General features: G+C 56.7%; 22 protein-coding genes. 11 read left to right on the forward strand and 11 right to left on the reverse strand.

Going from position 1 to position 17,494, the window contains the following annotated elements; translation table 11 throughout:
• Window positions 1-49 precede the first annotated feature (49 nt).
• Entirely contained in the window at window positions 50-445 is a 396-nt protein-coding gene (locus tag SIB83_RS03035; RefSeq protein ID WP_413746745.1) for a hypothetical protein, read from the reverse strand.
• Window positions 446-1,789, reverse strand: a complete 1,344-nt coding sequence (locus tag SIB83_RS03040) for a YadA-like family protein (RefSeq protein ID WP_413746746.1) — start codon at window positions 1,787-1,789, stop codon at window positions 446-448.
• Between SIB83_RS03040 and SIB83_RS03045 the strand changes: the two genes are divergently transcribed.
• The 4 genes from SIB83_RS03045 to SIB83_RS03060 all read left to right on the forward strand — a co-directional run bounded on the left by SIB83_RS03045 (window position 1,766) and on the right by SIB83_RS03060 (window position 3,995).
• Window positions 1,766-2,209 carry a hypothetical protein gene (locus SIB83_RS03045; RefSeq protein ID WP_413746747.1) on the forward strand — a complete coding sequence of 148 codons (444 nt, stop codon included), beginning with the start codon at window positions 1,766-1,768 and terminating at the stop codon, window positions 2,207-2,209. The genes SIB83_RS03040 and SIB83_RS03045 overlap by 24 nt on opposite strands.
• Window positions 2,206-3,084, forward strand: coding sequence for a hypothetical protein (locus SIB83_RS03050; RefSeq protein ID WP_413746748.1), 879 nt, complete (start codon window positions 2,206-2,208; stop codon window positions 3,082-3,084). Before SIB83_RS03045 ends, SIB83_RS03050 begins: the two co-directional genes overlap by 4 nt.
• Window positions 3,081-3,476 carry a hypothetical protein gene (locus SIB83_RS03055; protein ID WP_413746749.1) on the forward strand — a complete coding sequence of 132 codons (396 nt, stop codon included), beginning with the start codon at window positions 3,081-3,083 and terminating at the stop codon, window positions 3,474-3,476. Before SIB83_RS03050 ends, SIB83_RS03055 begins: the two co-directional genes overlap by 4 nt.
• A 237-nt stretch (window positions 3,477-3,713) precedes the next feature.
• Complete coding sequence (locus SIB83_RS03060; RefSeq protein ID WP_413746750.1) at window positions 3,714-3,995, forward strand: hypothetical protein; 282 nt, start codon at window positions 3,714-3,716, stop codon at window positions 3,993-3,995.
• A 160-nt stretch (window positions 3,996-4,155) separates the two neighbouring features.
• On the opposite strand, the gene SIB83_RS03065 is transcribed toward SIB83_RS03060, so the two are convergent.
• From SIB83_RS03065 to SIB83_RS03095, 7 genes are all read right to left on the reverse strand, one after another.
• Window positions 4,156-4,797: a sulfotransferase family protein gene (locus SIB83_RS03065; protein WP_413746751.1), complete on the reverse strand. Its 642-nt coding sequence runs from the start codon at window positions 4,795-4,797 to the stop codon at window positions 4,156-4,158.
• Window positions 4,737-4,979 carry a hypothetical protein gene (locus SIB83_RS03070; protein ID WP_413746752.1) on the reverse strand — a complete coding sequence of 81 codons (243 nt, stop codon included), beginning with the start codon at window positions 4,977-4,979 and terminating at the stop codon, window positions 4,737-4,739. Before SIB83_RS03070 ends, SIB83_RS03065 begins: the two co-directional genes overlap by 61 nt.
• Window positions 4,980-5,019: 40 nt before the next feature.
• Entirely contained in the window at window positions 5,020-5,289 is a 270-nt protein-coding gene (locus SIB83_RS03075) for a Txe/YoeB family addiction module toxin (protein ID WP_413403586.1), read from the reverse strand.
• Window positions 5,286-5,528, reverse strand: a complete 243-nt coding sequence (locus tag SIB83_RS03080; protein ID WP_413406529.1) for a type II toxin-antitoxin system Phd/YefM family antitoxin — start codon at window positions 5,526-5,528, stop codon at window positions 5,286-5,288. The genes SIB83_RS03075 and SIB83_RS03080 overlap by 4 nt, the downstream gene beginning before the upstream one ends.
• Before the next feature lie 63 nt (window positions 5,529-5,591).
• On the reverse strand, window positions 5,592-8,105 hold the full coding sequence (locus tag SIB83_RS03085) for a GH116 family glycosyl hydrolase (protein ID WP_413746753.1): 2,514 nt from the start codon (window positions 8,103-8,105) through the stop codon (window positions 5,592-5,594).
• 69 nt (window positions 8,106-8,174) lie between these two features.
• Window positions 8,175-8,447: a hypothetical protein gene (locus SIB83_RS03090; RefSeq protein ID WP_413746754.1), complete on the reverse strand. Its 273-nt coding sequence runs from the start codon at window positions 8,445-8,447 to the stop codon at window positions 8,175-8,177.
• Window positions 8,434-8,706, reverse strand: coding sequence for a hypothetical protein (locus SIB83_RS03095; RefSeq protein ID WP_413747271.1), 273 nt, complete (start codon window positions 8,704-8,706; stop codon window positions 8,434-8,436). Before SIB83_RS03095 ends, SIB83_RS03090 begins: the two co-directional genes overlap by 14 nt.
• A 140-nt stretch (window positions 8,707-8,846) precedes the next feature.
• On the opposite strand from SIB83_RS03095, the gene SIB83_RS03100 reads away from it, so the two are divergent.
• A complete protein-coding gene (locus tag SIB83_RS03100; RefSeq protein WP_413403590.1) occupies window positions 8,847-9,344 on the forward strand; it encodes a hypothetical protein in 498 nt (165 codons plus the stop codon).
• Entirely contained in the window at window positions 9,341-10,318 is a 978-nt protein-coding gene (locus tag SIB83_RS03105; protein WP_413746755.1) for a hypothetical protein, read from the forward strand. Before SIB83_RS03100 ends, SIB83_RS03105 begins: the two co-directional genes overlap by 4 nt.
• Here SIB83_RS03105 and SIB83_RS03110 read toward each other — a convergent pair.
• Window positions 10,312-11,403 carry a sulfotransferase family protein gene (locus tag SIB83_RS03110; RefSeq protein WP_413746756.1) on the reverse strand — a complete coding sequence of 364 codons (1,092 nt, stop codon included), beginning with the start codon at window positions 11,401-11,403 and terminating at the stop codon, window positions 10,312-10,314. The genes SIB83_RS03105 and SIB83_RS03110 overlap by 7 nt on opposite strands.
• A 77-nt stretch (window positions 11,404-11,480) precedes the next feature.
• Here SIB83_RS03110 and SIB83_RS03115 point away from each other — a divergent pair, with 77 nt between their 5' ends.
• Together SIB83_RS03115 and SIB83_RS03120 are read left to right on the forward strand one after the other, a co-directional pair.
• Entirely contained in the window at window positions 11,481-12,497 is a 1,017-nt protein-coding gene (locus SIB83_RS03115) for a helix-turn-helix transcriptional regulator (protein ID WP_413746757.1), read from the forward strand.
• Window positions 12,498-12,609: 112 nt separating this feature from the next.
• On the forward strand, window positions 12,610-14,928 hold the full coding sequence (locus SIB83_RS03120) for an arylsulfatase (protein WP_413746758.1): 2,319 nt from the start codon (window positions 12,610-12,612) through the stop codon (window positions 14,926-14,928).
• A gap of 53 nt (window positions 14,929-14,981) precedes the next feature.
• Here SIB83_RS03120 and SIB83_RS03125 read toward each other — a convergent pair whose 3' ends face one another.
• A complete protein-coding gene (locus SIB83_RS03125; protein ID WP_413403595.1) occupies window positions 14,982-15,341 on the reverse strand; it encodes a DUF1622 domain-containing protein in 360 nt (119 codons plus the stop codon).
• Between the two features lie 164 nt (window positions 15,342-15,505).
• Between SIB83_RS03125 and SIB83_RS03130 the strand changes: the two genes are divergently transcribed.
• From SIB83_RS03130 to SIB83_RS03140, 3 genes are all read left to right on the forward strand, one after another.
• A complete protein-coding gene (locus SIB83_RS03130) occupies window positions 15,506-15,886 on the forward strand; it encodes a YidH family protein (protein ID WP_413746759.1) in 381 nt (126 codons plus the stop codon).
• A 45-nt stretch (window positions 15,887-15,931) separates the two neighbouring features.
• The gene (locus SIB83_RS03135; protein WP_413746760.1) at window positions 15,932-16,804 is read left to right on the forward strand and encodes a bile acid:sodium symporter family protein; all 873 of its coding nucleotides are present in this window, start codon (window positions 15,932-15,934) and stop codon (window positions 16,802-16,804) included.
• Between the two features lie 69 nt (window positions 16,805-16,873).
• Complete coding sequence (locus tag SIB83_RS03140; protein ID WP_413746761.1) at window positions 16,874-17,422, forward strand: hypothetical protein; 549 nt, start codon at window positions 16,874-16,876, stop codon at window positions 17,420-17,422.
• The last annotated feature ends 72 nt before the right edge of the window (window positions 17,423-17,494 follow it).

Genomic DNA, 17,494 nt, shown 5'->3' on the forward strand with positions numbered 1-17,494 from the left:
GAAGAAATCAGGATTGTTCAGATCTTCAGGATCTGCTTGAGAGAATGATTTACAAACCTGCATTGCCGCCGCTATTCATACCCAACTTTTTCATGATCGCATCAAATTGACGCTTGAGTTTGCCGAAGCGCTTATCACTCTCATCGAGCTTCTCTTCCAGAGCCTGAATCTGCTCCTGATTCTGAGTGTCACGCTCGGTGAGCTTCTCAATGACCAGATTCTGGCGCTTATCCTCCTCAAGAGACAAACGCTTCTCCTCTTCAAGTTGTTTGATCTGTTCTCTGAGCAGCGCCACAAGCTCATCGGTGGATTCAGACCCTGGCCCAGTCATGCTGGTGTTGTCGTTTTGCTGCTCGAGCAGAGCCTCAAGCTTGGCTTTCAGCTCATCAATCTGCTGATCGCGAGAGCGAAGATCATCCTTGAGCTCCACGAAACTGGCATTCATCTAGGTGCGATATTCCGAGATCTCTGAAGAGCTCACCTTGGTTGACTCTTTTCTCTTGCCAAGGGGGAAGGAGAAACCCAACAGGCCGGCGATGGAGGCGGTGGAGCCATATTCGTAATCCACCGATGGGGTGTACGACAGTGCACCGTTGAGGTGCAAACGATCGCCCACTCTCACGGCACAACCTGCGGAGATGGCGTACTGAGAGCCATAAGCACCCGTGCCCACTCCGCAGCGAGCCGGTTCATCTTCCTGAAGGGTCACTTCCGGAATCGCCGACATCGCGGAGGCGATGGCACCACTGGCCTGCACGGCCTGACCAAGACCTCTGGCAGCAGACTCCAGCTTGGGAAGCTTCTTGCGCACAGCTTTGTCGAGCTGCTTAAAGGACATTGAAGTGCGCTGAAGGGTTCCATCTTCATTAGCAGCGATGATTTCGGTGCCATCACCAGCCAGATTCGGTGCGGTCACTTCTGTTTTGAACGTTCCCAGAACAATCTGGTCTTTACGGGTGGTAGCTGCTCCAGCTCCAACGGCAGAGGAACGGTCATAGGTGGCCGTGGCTTGAGCACCGATTGCCACAACCTCGGTTCCAATGGCACGAGAGGTACCAATCGCAACCGCATTAGTCCCATCGGCATAGGCATACGCACCCTGAGCCGTGCTGTTAGTCCCCAGTGCTGTTGCTTTGGTGCCGACAGCGACAAGATCGGTGTTAAAGCCTTCAGCGCGCGCACCTGCACCGATGGCTAGTGCCTGCCGTCCATTGGCTATCGCATCTGCACCAATGGCATAAGAGTTGGTGCCATTGGCGAAAGCTGAACTACCGACCGCGATCGTGTTGTCATTCGTTGCTCTGGCTTTGAAACCATACGCCAAGGAACCTTGACCAGTTACCGACGAGTTCTTACCCGTTGAAATTGCTCCTTCACCAGTGGCACTCGCTGAACTGCCAACGGCCATAGCTTCATCAGAAGCGGTTGCCTCTACGCCCACCGCAAGGGCATTGGGCCCAGACCCGCGTGCTGCAAAACCAGAGGCAATGGCACCTCTTCCAGAAGCAGAAGAAAGCCGACCCGTAGCAAGAGCTCCTTCACCAATGGCACTCGCTGAACTGCCAATGGCCTGAGCTTCATCAGAAGCGGTGGCCTCCGTACCCATTGCAATGGCATTAGGCCAAGACGCTCGTGCTGCGAAACCAGAGGCAATGGCAGCATCGCCAATCGCCTGCATGAGCTTCTGCGCCCTCACTTTGAACAACGCGGCCTCAACATCGACAACCACCTGCGCATCCTGCCGCGGCTTGATTACGTCGACTTCATGGGTCTTTTCGCGATCAGCCATCACACCATCGACACCATCGACTGGAACGGTGGCAACAGCTCCATGCAATCCTTCTCGCTCGACTGCCCTGTGGTGACACTGCCAACCGCTTTCATGCGCGGCCGTCACACCGTGTCGATGCTCGACGTTCTTGAGCTGCCCGAACTGATCGCCAAGGATGTGGATGATTACGTGGCCATCTCCTGCCGCTTGCTGAGCGACCAGAGCTTCTATCAACAGATGCGGTCGTTGATCAGTGAACGCAAGGCTCGGCTGTTCCAAGACAAAAGCGTGGCCCAGGCCTTCCAGGTCGCCGTGGAAAGCATTTGCCGCAAAAAGCAGGAGGTGGGGCAGAAGCCGTCCGGTATTCGTCCGCTGCCCTTGAGCACGATCAACCCCAGGATCGGCATTGCCGGTACTGATCAAGCCATGGCGGCATGAACACCACAGTGCAAGCCAAGGGCCCAATGCCTGGTCTGCGGATCAGGAACAGCAGCGAATGGTCCTCCGTTCAAATGCATCTGCAGGCTGGAGGAACACTCACACCGCTGCTGCCCCTCGGAGATGATGCAGCCATCGTCTGGGTGCCCAAAAACGGCTGCAGCACGATCAAGAGCGTATGGCTGCAATTGCAGGGATGCCGTGACGAGCCGTTGCTCTGTGATCCACACATGCCAGCCCTTCCCCACACCTACTGGCTGACTCCGCAGGAATTCAAATTTGTTGGCCAACATCGCGCCGTAATGGCGATCTGGCGTGACCCGGTTGAGCGATTCGTTTCGGCCTGCAGAAGCCATCTGCGGGAACTTACACGCTTAGCAAGCGATCAAAAATTAGAAACCACCACTGACGATGAGGCCACTTATCGCAAAGCTGTTGACTATCACCGTGACCTTCTTCTCAAACACGGGGTTGCCAGCTTCGCGGATGACTCCGACCCCGTCTATGTCATGAATGCTGTTGCACTGCAACTTCCCCAGTGGATTGCCTGTCATATCGATTGGAGCCATCACACGATTCCCCAGGAGGCTTATCTGGGCAGTGACCCTGGCTGTTACCACTCATTGCATGGAATGGAGAGCATCAACGAACTGATCCAGCAGTGGCAAACAGCCAGCGGAGTCGAGATCAATGGCAATGCTCAAAATGTTTCCCAAGACCTTCAGCATGACAATCCCTGGCGAGGCTTGAAAGCTGAACATCTCACCCCTGAAGCACTTGAAGCACTGAACAGGTTTTATGCGGCGGATTGGGCGTTTCTTGCACTCGCTCAAGCAGGTATGAGCTCAGCTGAATCTGACCTGCAAGCAGCATGAGCGAAACGTTTCCAGAGCTACTGGGCGACCGCTCAGAGGCTGAACGTCAGCAATGGGCGAGATGGGTGCTGGGCAGCCACAGTGACCAATTCCTGCCGGAAATGCTTGAGGCAGTTCAAAAGCTTGATCAACAGGATCCGATTGCTTACGGCAAACCTGTGATCAATCCTGGACCCAAGGCGGATGATCTGTTGGTGATCACCTCGGCAGCAGGTCAGCATTGCTTCGTGATGGATCAGCCTTTGCCTTGCAGAGTTGTGATGCTGGATTTCACAGGAAAAGGGTTCCCGCCTGGGAGCAATCCACATGGATTTGAAGAGCTCAGCATCCCTTGCGAAGGCATGGGCGAAGCGATGAATGCAGTCTGGAGTGAACTAGAAATGCCGCCCTAGGATCACTACATCAGTGTCATTTGTGATGATGTAATGCTGTCTTCAGGAGATGTCTTCAAACTGCTGGCCTTGGCAAGACTCCACAATCTCTTGGCAATTCAACCCTCTGTTGCACTGAATCATGAGCTCAGTGGTGAGTATGGATTCTTGCGCCAAAGGCCATGCCTTTCGATGCATCGAGTGCCGTTCGTTGAAATGATGGCCCCGTTCATGCGACGAGACTTATGGGATCTGGTCATGCCATTCAATCGCGGCAAGGGCAGTGGTTATGGCATCGATCGTTTTGTGCTGACGACCTGTGGGGAACATCTAAACGCTTGGAGGTTCGCTGCTGCAGATTGCGTACCGATGACCCACATCCGGCGCGGCCGCACAATTCAGAAGCGCTATCGCAACGGCTTACTGAGCAAAGAAGAAAGGTATCTTGTGCGTCTGCGGGTCATGCTTGCCATGGGATTCGACATTGACCTGGACGTTTATCAACAACTCGAGTCCATGAGCTCCAAGCGATCCTTGTGAGCAGAAAAATCCATTGCACCTCAGATTTCAATACTCACTTAATATCTAAGACTATCTATCCAACCTGGTATTGAATCAAAGCAATTTACCAGTAGTTTGATTGTTTCGTAGACATATTCAAGCCTATGGTCGTCTTCTCGTTTTCAACGTCAACTCACCTTCATCTCCCCAAACCAAACTTTTCATAAAACCAGCCATAGCGCTGCCGAATCCAATCACACAACCCCGGCCCAAAGATCTCGATGGCCTGGCTGGTCTGAGGCTCCACTTTGCCGCGGATCTGATGGTCACCAAACACCCCATACACCTCATCATCTTCAACAGTGATCTGCTCCACATGGTTGAAATCGTGGCCAACAAAATAGGGGAGACCGATATAGGAGTAAAAACGCTCCAGCTGCAAACGAGGATTGGCGCAGAGATCCTCATAGTGAATGAACAACATCTGCTGATCAATGCCCTGGCGCAGGATCTCCTGCAAGCGTTCCATCGCCAGACCCACCGGCGGCGACACCACCCAGTGATCAAGGCGTTTCTCCAGGCTGGTGTTCAACATTTCGCTGTGATTCACCATGCCCGGATCGCGCAAGCCGGCCTTGCGAAAGTTACGTTCCATCGAACAGAGAATGTCAACGGGATCACGCAGCATGCAGATGATTTTGGGGTTGGTATAAAAAGCATTCAGAAAGCCGTAATGCACGCCCCAGCCGCGGCTCTTATCCAGAAGCCAGGGCTTGTCTGTCAGAGCAGTGGCATAGCCCTCGAGACCACCACGGCAGAAACCGATGAAGGCCCGCTCCATTTCCTCTCGCCCCTGAGCCTGAACTCCTCACCGCGGCTGAACTGACCGCGAGCCACATAGAGAAGATCCAGCAAACCCGATGTCGGCGTCACATGAAAGGCCGGGTTTTGGCCCACGATGTTGCTGAACAGGGTCGAACCCGCCCGCGGCAGCGACGATTGGAAGGCGATCTGCGTTGTCATTGCTTGCCTCCTCTGCACTGATTCATTCCATTGATTTCAATCACGCGTAGTGACTCCAAAGCCTCAACACCTTCACAAGTTGCTCATCTTCCAGCACCTGATATACAAGCCGGTGCTGAATATTGATTCGGCGGGAATAGGCACCCTTGAGATCTCCAACCAAGGCTTCGTAGGGAGGAGGCTTCTGAAAAGGATCGCTGTGGAGCAAGGCAAGCAAACGCTCAGCTTTGGCCTTCAACGCAGGAGAGGCGCTAGCGAGCCTGCGGGCATCCCGCTGAGCCTGGCGGGTAAACAACACGCGCCAGCTCACCAGCCAGGGGTCTCACTAAGCGCAGATTCTGGTGCTGCCATCCCTTCAAGGATTGACTCCCGCATACCAGGAATTGATGTGAGATAAAGCGTTTCTTGAATCGCCTTCCAATCTTCTTCCGCCACCAACACGGCGTTACCACGCTTGCCGTGAATCTCCACTGGAGAGTGGGATTCACCTACTTCATCCACCAATGCAAACAAACGCCTACGCGCTTCAGTCACGGAAATCGAAGCCACTTCAGACCCAATGATCAATATGTACGCAAAAGCGTACACGACCAAAGTGGCCGGAGCATGGCTTCACCCCCGCTGGGCTCCAGGAATCACCTGCCAGTTGGTATGCGTTGCCCACAGCCCCCAGATCGCCATGGCGCGCAGGTAGTGGCAGGCACGGAAGGTGTTCACTGCCGTGATCGCTTCCGGCGTGCGGAACTGCAGCCCGCCTGAATACACCTGATTCACAACCGCTGAACAAATCGCCTGCGCTGTTTGCGATTCGCCCATCAGCTGGAAATAGCTGGCGATGCCGAAATTGATGCCGGTCCACACCTCCAGCGGATGGGTGCCGTTGGGATCCAGTGGAGTGCCATCGCGGCGCAAGCCATTAGCCACACCCAGCGTGCCCTCCTCAAACCTGTCAAAACAGGCTTCCTTCACCGCCTTGAGCGTGCTGCGGCTGTTGGCCTCACTCACCACAGGCTCCAGACCGAGCAGGCGGGCATAGAAATCACCACAGAGCTGATCGGCCATCACCACCGGCGTGCCGCTCTCGGCATCGATGTCATAAAACTCGCCGTTCCAGAGCAGCTTGTCGAAATTGCCGCGCGATTGCTCCAGCCAGGCGCCGAACTGATGCTGCTCAGCGGCCGTGTCCAATCCGGTTTTGAGCTGCAGCGTCTGAGCAATGGCCAGCGCGGCCTCCAGCGCTGCGATCCAGAGCGCACCGCAGTAGGCGCTCACACCCTTCAAGGGCCAGTCATCGAAGGTCTGATCCGGCGCTCCGCCGTTGTCGGGCAAACCATCGTTATTCACATCAAAGGTTTTCAGGTAGCGCAGCGCCTCAACAGCCGCGGGCCAGCACTCAGCCAGAAAACCCAGGTCTTCGCCGCTGGGGGCCAGCTGGTAGGTGCGCCACACCTGAAGCACGAAATCACTGCCGAGATCTTTCCAGAGGTTGCAGTCCTGATAAGCGGTGTAGTTAGTGGCATCCCAGGGCTGCTCATTGGGCGCACCCAGATCATGCGGCGTTGCGCCCTTCACCTTGCGATCGGCTTCCACACGGCCCTTGCCCTGGGTGAAATACCAGCCGATCGGCCTTTGGGTGGCATCCGCCGCAGGGATCGCACGGGCAAAACTGCGCAGAACCGATTTATCCAGCTCAGGCCACAGCTGCAGCAGGGCAAAGGAGCCATACAGGCGCACATCGAGGCTTTCGTACCAGGCGTAGTCGAGGCACTCGAGCACGCCGAAGCGACCGTGGGGATCCTCCGCTGATGCCGCACTCCAGAGACTACCGCCGCTGCAGAGGTCGTAGAGCTCATTGAACAGTGCCATGCGCAACGGCTCCGGCAGTTCACTGCGCTGCAACACCGGCTGCTGCCAGGCGTCGATCTGCTCTCTCCACTGTTTCCAGTCGCGCAGTGCTTCGGCCGCAATCGCCGCGGCCTGGTTGCCAGCAGCGCCAAAGAAATCGGTGTAACGACGCAGAGCTTGCGTGCCGGTGGCAAAGGCCGTCATCGGCAAATCCCAGCTGATCACCACAGGGATCTCGATGCACTCCCCAGGAGCCAACTGACAGCGCACCGCCAGTGCAGCACTGAGCGGGTCATCAGCGCTGCTGTGACGGTCATTGTTGCTGTTGGCAATCGAGCCGTCAGCGCTGAAGCTGTTCCACAGCTCACTGCCGTCGCCCGCAGGATTCCAGCGGCTGCAACGCTGAATGCTCACGCCAGGCTGTTCGCGGGTGGCAATGCACCACTGCCCCTCACCCTCGGCAATCGGAGCGGAGACGTTGCCCTCAAGCAGCACGCCCCGAAGCTCGCCGTCATCCACATAACGGTTGCACTGACCCTCGGTGCGGCCGATCGCCGGGGCGTAGTTGTGCTCCGGGCTGCCGTCATCGCGAAAATGCACCTCTGCGGAGGCATCGGTGTTGGTGAACCAGCCGCAGCTGTTGCGCCAGCTCAACAGCAGCGAGAGATCGAGCGGCTTTTTGGTGGGATTGCGCAAGGTCCACACGAACACCGCCACCGGGTAGCTCGTGCGCTGGTAGTCGCCGGGAAGAATCGGGCTGAAAGCCTCACAACGCACATCGGCGTCATAGACACCCTCATAGTGGGTCCAGCTGAGCGGATAACGAGCGGCGTAGGTTCCCGTTCTGCGCTCCCGCGTGCTGGCGGGATACCAGTCCCAGGCCTGCAGTGGCTCGGTTGCCCCTGGCTCGGATGCCTCTGGCCTGGAGGCATCGGCATCCGGCTTCACCGCCAGGGCATGGGCACGCTTGTTGCTGCCATTGCTCTCGAACAGGGCGAACTGACAGTCAGGCAGCACACCGAACCAGTGCTCACCACCATCGAGGTGCCAGAGATTGAACGCGCCATCGGGAGCACGGCCGATACATCCAGACCCGAAGCCACCCAACGGCATGCCGTGGTTGGGGCCGTCATCAAGATTGCTGGCATAACGAACCGTATAGGGGTTATCCCAATCCAGTCCGAACGGCCTGCTCCAGCTGGCTTGCGGCACACTCCAGGCTTCAGGACGGGGACTGCGACGCAACAGCGAACGCAAAGCAGTCAGTCCAAGCGGGGCCATGGAGAGGCGGAAATTCGACCCAGCCTGCCAGACCTCAACCGTCTGTGCCCGTCACCCGACTAAATCGGCTCAGAACTCCCTGGAGGGCAGAACCTGTTCTGCGTCCAGCAGGGCATCCAGTGCCACAGCGGTGCGCACCAGTGATTGATAGTGCTGCAGCACCCGTCGGTTGCGTTCCAACCAGCGCGCCGCTTCCGATGCGCCCTCAACAGCACCGGAGCTGGTGAATCCGGAGGGAGCATCGGCATCCATCAGCGCCAGATCCTCCTGGCGCGCGATCAGCGCAAGCAACAGCTCATGCAGTCTTTGCCGGCGCTCAGCCTGTGCATCATTCCCAGCCACGTCCACACCGGTTGCGTTCAAAGTCTTCCCTCAGGTCGCGGTAGTTACGGGTCTGCCGCGCGAGCAGTTCACTGGCTTGCTCAGCATGAGCCTTGTTGTCTCCGGTCTGTTGCGAAGCCGCGATCAACATCCGATTGCGAGCCATGGAGGCACCGAGTGTGTTCATCAGTCGTTGAATCAGGCTGCAATCCTCAAGACCCCGGGCGGGAGAGGTTGCAGCCAGCGACAACAGCAACGCAACAACAACGGAGCGGAGCACAATCAAAGGACGGTTAACAGCGTCAAGGTAACTCCTGCAAGCCGAACTGATCCCGATCAGGCAGAACCACGGTCTGTTGATCGATTCATGGTCATGGTGACGCAATGGAGGAGTGCAATCCTCCGCGACCCCCTACACCCATGCACAGCTTGTTTCGCTGCAGGGTGCTGACGGGCCTCACGGTCTTGCTCGGCAGCCTCAGCGCATCCGCAGCGGTGGCCCAGGAGCTCTACACCCTGGATACCACCTGTCGCAGCGGAGGGAAAACCCACTCCTGCAAAGTCGTGGCATCCAATGTCGACGACACCACTGAATACGTCCACACATTTGGCTCAAATATCGTCAGCTATCGCGTGATCGACGATCCCTATGTACGCATTGAAGGTCGTGCCAGCGAGACGAAACCGTGGGTCTCGGTGAAGAACGCCACCATCGATTTCCAGAAAGAGGAGCTCTGTTTCAACAGCGAAGCCTTCTGCGTGAAAAACCCCACTTACCTCGCCGACGTTCTGGTTGGCAGCGGTGATGCCATGCAGGGTCGCACCAAGGCTGGAATGGTTTTCGCTGCCAATGGCCGTGTGGATGTGGCGTGTTTCGACAACGGCTGTACTCGACTCAAGGAGGCCATCAGAAAATGACAATCCATACTCGCCAAGCACCCAGCCGTCGTCTCGCCGGATTACTGGGCCTGGTTCTGACGCTGCAGCCGGCGGCAGGCCTTGCAGCCATCGGCACCGAATCAGCAGCCACCACCGGCTCCAGCGAGGAGATTCAGCTGGCCCAACGCCGCGGCGGTGGCGGTGGCGGATCACGCGGCAGCTCCAGAAGCAGAAGCAGTTCCCGTGGCTCTCGCAGCAGCTCCAGAAGCAGTTCACGCGGCTCTCGCAGCAGCTCGAGAAGCGGAGGGCGCACCGGCTTCAGCAACTACAGCGGCAGTCGCTCGGGTAGCCGTTCGAGCAATCGCGCGAGCACACGCAGTAATCGTTCGAGCACGCGCAGCAATCGCCAGGGCAGCAGGCAAAGCACCCGCTCCTCGCGTCAGGGGCAGGCACGCACCAATACGGCCAACCGCCAGAGCAACCGCCAGGGCAACAGGAGCAACCGTCAGAACCAGGTGCGCAACAACAGCTCCAACCGCCAGAACAATCGCAACGATCGCTTCAACACCCGCGCAGACAATCGGCGTAAGGCGATCAACAACTGGGATCGTTACGGCCGCGGCTGGTACAGCGGCAACAACTGGTACAACAACCGCCCCTGGAACAGCGGTTGGTACGGTGGCTCCTACTGGAACAACTGGGGTTGGTATCCCGGTAGGGCAGCAGCCTGGGGCGTTGCAAGCCTGGCAACCTTCGGTGTGATCAACAGCCTGGTCAACACTGCCCAGAGCAACGAGGTCAGTTACATCGTAGTGCCCGATTCGGAGTACTCGCTCTACTACCCCAGCGTCACCGCCACCGGTGACACGGTAACCTTCGAAGCCGACGACGGCGGTTCCACCGCGAGGTTCTATGCCGATTGCCGGCAGGGAACCCTCAATGGAGGCACACCAGGCAGCAGCAACGAAGCCCAGCTGCTCAATGCTGCCTGTCAGGTGGCGTTTGGTCAGTAGTTCTGATCAGCAGTAGAGGCGTCTGCAGGGGGCAAAAGCTCCTGCAGACGCCTTTCGGCCTGAGTCTCCAGCATCACCTTGTCAGGGCTGTAGGTTCGCGCCCGTTCAGCCCTGGCTTTGATGGCGTCACGCGCCTGGTTCCAACCATCAATGGAAAGTTCCCGATAGATCCTTTCAACCGCGGCCAAGGGTGAGCTGATCAAATCATCAAACTCCACCTCCACAAGCTGACCTGCAGGAATCATTGGGCGCGCTGATTCGAAGGCTTCCAGCAGCAAGCGGTGCGCCATCGCCGTTTCCTCCACCTGCCGGTACTGATCAGGAGCCGGCTGCAACCCAACCAGATCCGCCAGTTTCTGCTTCACCAGTGTCAGCGAGCGCACTGCATCGGCAGGCTCGCGTTTCATCAAGACAAAACGCGCCCGAGGGAACAGATCCAGCAGTAAGGGAACCCGTGCTGAATGGGCCGGATTCTTGATCAACAGGTGGCGCTTCCCTTCTCCGTCGTGGGCCCAGGTGATCCGGGTGAAGTGGAGCAGCTGTTGTTGAAAATGGCGCGTGGTTGACAGCGTGCAGCGATGAAAATGTCTGAGATAGTCCTGCGGAAAAGCCACTCCTGCCATGTGGGAATCAACCGTGAGGCGAGCCAGACCGATTTCGTCTTCCTGTGGGTCGCAGGCACTCCACGGCACCGCATCAATTGGACGTGTTGCGGTCATCACAGGGCCAAGAACGCGCCCGATCAGCGGCTTCAGCACAAGAGCCGCCTGGGGAGCCACTGTGAGAACGTTTCTGGCCGTGGCTGCGCCAGGATCCGCGCTCATCAACTGGTGCAGATAGGTCGTGCCGCTTCTCCAGTGACCGATCACAATGACCGGGTCATCGGGCAACTCCAGTCGGCTCAGAGCCCGGCCCCACAACAGGGACTGAACCCAGGCGAACGGCTGCAGCGCCAAACCACCCAGACCGAGCTGCAGTCCGCACAACAGCCTGTCTGGCCTGGGCCTGGTTATCGCCAAAGCCGAAACCAGAGTGAAAGGAGTAATACATCCACCGGCAATTTGCCGATCGACGCAGCGCTGCATTGGTCTCCTGCACGCGATTAATTATTTAGGCTAGCCGAAAGAAAAACACATATGGTGGTCGTCGATCTTGACGACCTGTGACCACTTCCATTGCCAGATCTGGAATAAGCCCCCAGCTGTCAGTGGCTGGTGAGTCGCAGCAATGTATCAACGCGGTTTTTGAGTCCGCCACTGAACTCAAACATCTCTTCAGTCTGATCGGCAAGTCCTTCGATGCGGTTCAGCTCAGCCACGGGCGCTTGCGAGGGAACTTCAAAGTCGCCAATCTCGGCAACATTGTGCTGCTTGAGCTGCAGACCAACCAGCACTTGCTGCTGAATGGAGAGAGGGGGCCCGACTGCATGAGTTTCTGCCTCGAAGCATCAGGCAGAGCTGATGAATGTCGATTGTTTAATATCCCAATCGCACCATTCTCCCTCAACGGCTTTCGTCAGGGGCAAATTGAATCTCATTTTCAACTCTCAGCGAACACCACAACATTTCTGGCGATCTTGTCAACAAGACGCTTCAATGCATTTTTAAGCCATTGCGATTCAGAATATATTATAGAAAAGCTCGAAAACAATAATGCCCTGCAAATCAATCCCTCACTGCACGCAGACATCCGCCAAAAATTTCAATACTTGCTGGAATACCAACCCCATACACCTCAACAACGCAGGCAAACAATTAATCATTTATACACTACATTTTTGACCGCTATTACCGATAAATCAGAATCCAAATATTTAACATTTTCACCCTCTCCCAGGCAAAAATTGATCAGAGAATTTGTGGATTGGGGATTCAAAAATGCTGATCAGGACTTCAGTCTCGATCAAATCAGTGAATCTCTGTTTGCCTCAAGGCGCACATTGATCCAGGGAGCCAAAGAATCATTCAACATGGGACCCATGGAGATGATGAAGAGGGTGCGGCTTGAGCAGGTGAATTGGATTCTCAGAACACCGGAAGCAAGATTGGAAAAAAATTTCAGAACAATTTCCGAAATTGCTCAGTACTACGGCTTCCAAAGTCGAGGTCATTTTGCCAAGGCTTATCAGCAGGTCTTCGAGGAGAGTCCTAGTGAGACCTGGTTGAAGTCAGCCAGCTAGTAGCAATTGTTCCAGATCCCTTTTGTGCGCATCTTCAATCCAGATCAAGTGCGCTGACAGAGAGACTGGCTATTAACGAAGGGTTGGTCCTACCACCAAACCCCTCACGTTTATGACAACGAGTCAAAGAGTCGACGGTTCGATTCTGCCCTTCCCCGCCAAGCCCTCGGGAAGCAAGGCTGGTACGACGATGCAGGATTCGACGTACAGTCCGCTACCTGATCCCAAATACCTGCCGGAGGACGCACCCAACATTCTGGTGGTGCTCCTTGATGACGCCGGTCCGGCGATGCCGGAGTGCCTCGGCGGTGAAATCCATACGCCCACACTTCAGGCGGTCAAAGACGGCGGCGTCGGCTTCAATCGCTTCCACACCACAGCGATGTGTTCTCCGACACGTTCTTCGCTGCTCTGCGGTCGCAACCACACCTTTGTGGGCAATGGCCAGATCTGTGAATTGGCCAACGACTGGGACGGATACTCAGGTCGGATTCCTGAAAGCTGCGCCCTGCAGGCCGACGTGTTGCGCAACTACGGCTACGCCACCGGTGCATGGGGCAAATGGCACAACACCCCTTCAACCGAAACCACGGCTGCAGGTCCTTTCGAGAACTGGCCGACCGGACTCGGCTTTGAATACTTCTACGGCTTCCTCGCCGGCGAGTGCTCCCAGTACGAGCCGCATCTGGTGCGCAACACCACAGTCGTGCTGCCTCCGAAACAGGAAGGCAAGGAGTACCACGTCAGCGAAGATCTGGCGGATGACGCCATCAACTGGCTGCAGACCCACAAGGCACTCCGCCCCGACACGCCCTTCTACATGTACTGGGCATCCGGCGCCCTGCATGGTCCTCACCATGTGAACAAGGAGTGGGCTGATAAGTACAAGGGCAAGTTCGATGCTGGCTGGGACGCCTACCGCGAAAAGGCCTTTAAAAATGCCAAGGCCAAGGGCTGGATTCCCGAAAATGCCCAGCTCACGCCACGTCATCCCCGCCTGGCAAGTTGGGACTCCATCCCCGATCACCAGAAGCCCTTCCAGTCGCGTTTGATGGAAGTGCTGGCTGGCTTTGCCGAGCACACCGATCATCAGGTTGGTCGCATCCTCGCCGAGATTGAACGACTCGGATATGAGGAAAACACCCTGGTTGTCTACATCTGGGGAGACAATGGCTCCTCAGGCGAAGGCCAGGATGGCACCATCTCCGAGCTGCTTGCTCAGAACTCCATCGCCACGGAGATCGATGAGCACATCAAAGTGCTCGACGACCTGGGTGGACTCGATGCCCTTGGCTCCGAGCTGGTCGACAACATGTACCACGCAGGCTGGGCCTGGGCCGGAAGCACCCCTTATCAAGGCATGAAATTGATGGGGTCTTACTTCGGTGGCACCCGCAATCCCATGATGGTCAAGTGGCCCAAGGGCATCAAGCCGGATCCCAAGCCCCGTGCCCAGTTCCACCATGTCTGTGATCTGGTGCCAACGATCTACGAACTGGTTGGAATCACTCCACCCAAAGTCGTCAATGGTGTGGAGCAGGATCCGATTCACGGCACCAGCTTTGCCTACGCCTTCAATGCACCAGATGCACCGGGTGAACTGAAGACCCAGTTCTTCGACATCTTTGGATCGCGATCCATCTACCACGAAGGTTGGATGGCAGGCGCCGTTGGACCTCGCCTTCCCTGGGTGAAAGGCGTCGACCCCGACATCCTCACCTGGTCGCCCAACACTGATGAGTGGGAGCTGTACAACCTCGAGGAGGACTGGAGCCAGGCCAACAACATCGCGGATCAGCATCCCGAGAAGCTGCAGGCTCTCAAGAATCTGTTCCTGGTGGAATCGGCCAAATACAAGAACCTGCCGATCGGCGGTGGTCTCTGGACCATCATCTTCCACCCGGAACTGAAGGTGGCTCCCGATGCCAAATCCTGGGAGCTTCCCGGCACGATCACCAGAATTCCAGAGCCCTGCGCTCCACGACTTGGCTGCCTGAACAACAAGGTTGTCCTCGACCTTGACATTCCAGACAATGCCAGTGGTGTGCTCTACGAATTCGGTGCGAATTCAGGTGGACTCACCCTGTATATGGACAATGGTGTACTCGTCTATGAGTACAACCTGTTCATCATTGAACGCACCAAGCTGCGCTCCAGCCAGCCGCTGCCAACCGGACGTCACAAGCTGGAGGTGATCACCCAGCACACCGACGACAATCCAAGGGGTGCCATTTCGATCAAAATATCCCTCGATGGCACACAGGTGATCGAGGGCATTGTTCCCAGAGTGGCTGCGTTGCTGTTCACAGCCAACGATTGTCTTGATGTCGGTCAGTCACTTGGATCGGCAGTGTCCATGGACTATCGGGAGCGTGCTCCGTTCAAGTTCAATGGCACAATCCACCAGATGAACGTGGACTACACCGACTGAGACAGCCAGCCACGATCGCTCAAACGATCAACAACGGCAGGGAGCAGACTTCATCACGGAGTCTGCTCTTTTTCTTTGAGCTCCAGGCTCAAAAAGTAATTCAGAAATGTACGCACCAGTGCCACTGCACCCAGCTGAATCAATGCCGATGCTTCACGGCTGATGGTGGTCTGTACCACATCGGCGCCAAGCTGAAACTCCAGAGCCAGAGCCACCCATCCACCGAAGGTCAGGCGTGCTGCGGTCAGTGGTCCCCGCTGCATGAGATGCGGTGGAATCGCCCGCAGGCGCAGCGGCCCACCGCGACTGAATACCGCAACCAGGCCAACCGCAACAGAGAGCACCGAAAGGCACTCAAGAATCAAGCGCAATCCGTTTGCTGAATGTGTCAGCAGATGTTCAGCCCATTCCATCAATCCTCGAATGCAGAGATCCGATGATTGTGAATGGAGGCTTAGAGAATGGCCAGGCTTCGAACTTCCAGACACTGCAATTGAGCACGATCGGGAGCTTTCAGGGGTGACTAAATCAGCAGCGATTTCTACCCTGTTAGCAGTGATCAGGCCTTCCACTTCGGATGAGCAATCCCAATACGGAACTGGCCAAAACGCGTAATCGAGCTGCAGCGGAACGCACAACCCTGGCCTGGATCCGAACGGCCCTTGCCTTGATCAGTTTCGGATTCGGTCTCGACAAAATCATCAGCGCCATCCGGGTCGCTGGCGGCGACGCCGACTCCAGTAACGACATGGGTCTGCAACTGATGTCGATGGGATTCATCGGCATCGGGATCTTCACGCTGCTGATCGCCATGCGTCAGCACAAACGCGAACTGATCAGGCTCCGTAACGACCCCTATCTCTACCGCGAAGAGCCATCGCTTTCGATTGCGGCCGCATCAGCTGTGCTGCTGATCGGAGTGATGGCCTTTGTGCTGTTGCTGGCCGGATTCATCTGAGCCCCACTCCATTGTCAGCTCACCACCGAATTTTTTCATGTTCCGATGTCACTCCTGATTTCACTGGCCCTGTTTTTCATCATGGTGTCGCTGGGCCTCAATCTGCCCGACCTCGAGTTTGGGGTGCTACGACACAGACCGGCACTTGTTGTTCGCGTTTTGCTGGCGACCTGCGTCGCCATGCCGCTTGCCGCACTGCTGTTGCTGCGAACTCCGATCGGCCAGAGCCTTCCTGCCTCCATTGCCACTGCAGTGATGCTGATGGCAATCTGTCCCAGCGCTCCAATGATTGCTCTGAAGAGCAGAAAACTGGCGCAAAACCCTGAACTGGCAACCAGACTGCAGTTCTGGTCAGCCACTGCCGCCATCATCAGCGTGCCGCTGTGGGTCAGTCAGCTACCGGTGGAAGCCGGGGAAACCATCTGGAGCGTTGCCGCCAAAGACGTTGCCTATCAGGTCTTCACCGTGCAGCTGATTCCGCTGCTGGTCGGCGTGTCGTTGCGGCGTTGGTGTACGGAGTGGGCTGAACGCTGGAATCCGGTCATTCAGAAAGGCGCGAGCATCCTGCTTCTTGTGCTGCTGGCCCTGATCCTGATCGTGGCCCTGCCGAAGGTGACGCCGATGCTGATGGCCAATCTCAGGGGTGCGCTGGTGATGTTCATCCTCACCTGGATCGGCCTGGGGCTTGGATTCGTCGTCGCCGGCGATGACAGCGAGGAACGCAGCACTCTGCCGCTGGTGCTGTCCATGCGCAATCCAGGCCTTGCACTGCTCATCATTGAAGGCATGGCTCCTGATGCGATCGACCTCAAAGCCGCCGTGGTTGGCTATGTGGTCGTGACGGCGATCGGGTCTGCTCCGTTTATGAAATGGCGCCAGGCCAATCCATCCCTGAATGCAATCACAGGAGAGAGCTAAACCGAGTCAATGGAGAACCCATCAGATCCGAGGCAGCTGCTGAAACAGAACCCTCGCAAGGGGTCCGATATGGCTTCCTTGCTGCTGGGAGCTGGGCTTGGTTACGCCATCAATATGCACTTACCGCTGCTCGCGGACGTCACGATCAGCTGCATCTTCCTGATTCTGCTGAGCCGATTGCGCAATCGTCTCAAAACACCAGCGCAGTGGTGGGGAAGCATCGGGCTCTGCTCTGGAAGTTACCTGGGAACAGCATCCGCGATGGTGAAGCAGATGCAACTGGCCGGCCAAACTGCAGCCGCCTATTCACCCTGGGAACGACTGGCTCTGGTGGTGATTCTGGGAATCACAGGTGTTCTGGCGGGGCGCCACATCGGCATCGATCCCGATGCTGTGGAAGGCCGCTCGATCGGCGACCTGCTCAAGTCACTCAGCGGAACATTCACCGGTGTCTTCGGAGTTTTGGTCTCCATCGCTTTTGTGTTCAACGGACTGGAGGAAGCAAGAGCACTCTCCAGTCGTCTCACCACAACACTCACGATCATCATTCTCGGTCTGGTGGGTCCTGGCTGGATCAGCCATCGATTGAAAACCTACCAACGCAATCAACCGCATTAATCCGTTCAGAAGCCCACAAAAAAATGGTGATGCCGCTTTGAAGAGCAACATCACCATCCAACAGTGAGCAAC

The sequence above is a fragment of the Synechococcus sp. MIT S9507 genome (assembly GCF_047304715.1).
GTDB lineage: Bacteria > Cyanobacteriota > Cyanobacteriia > PCC-6307 > Cyanobiaceae > Synechococcus_C.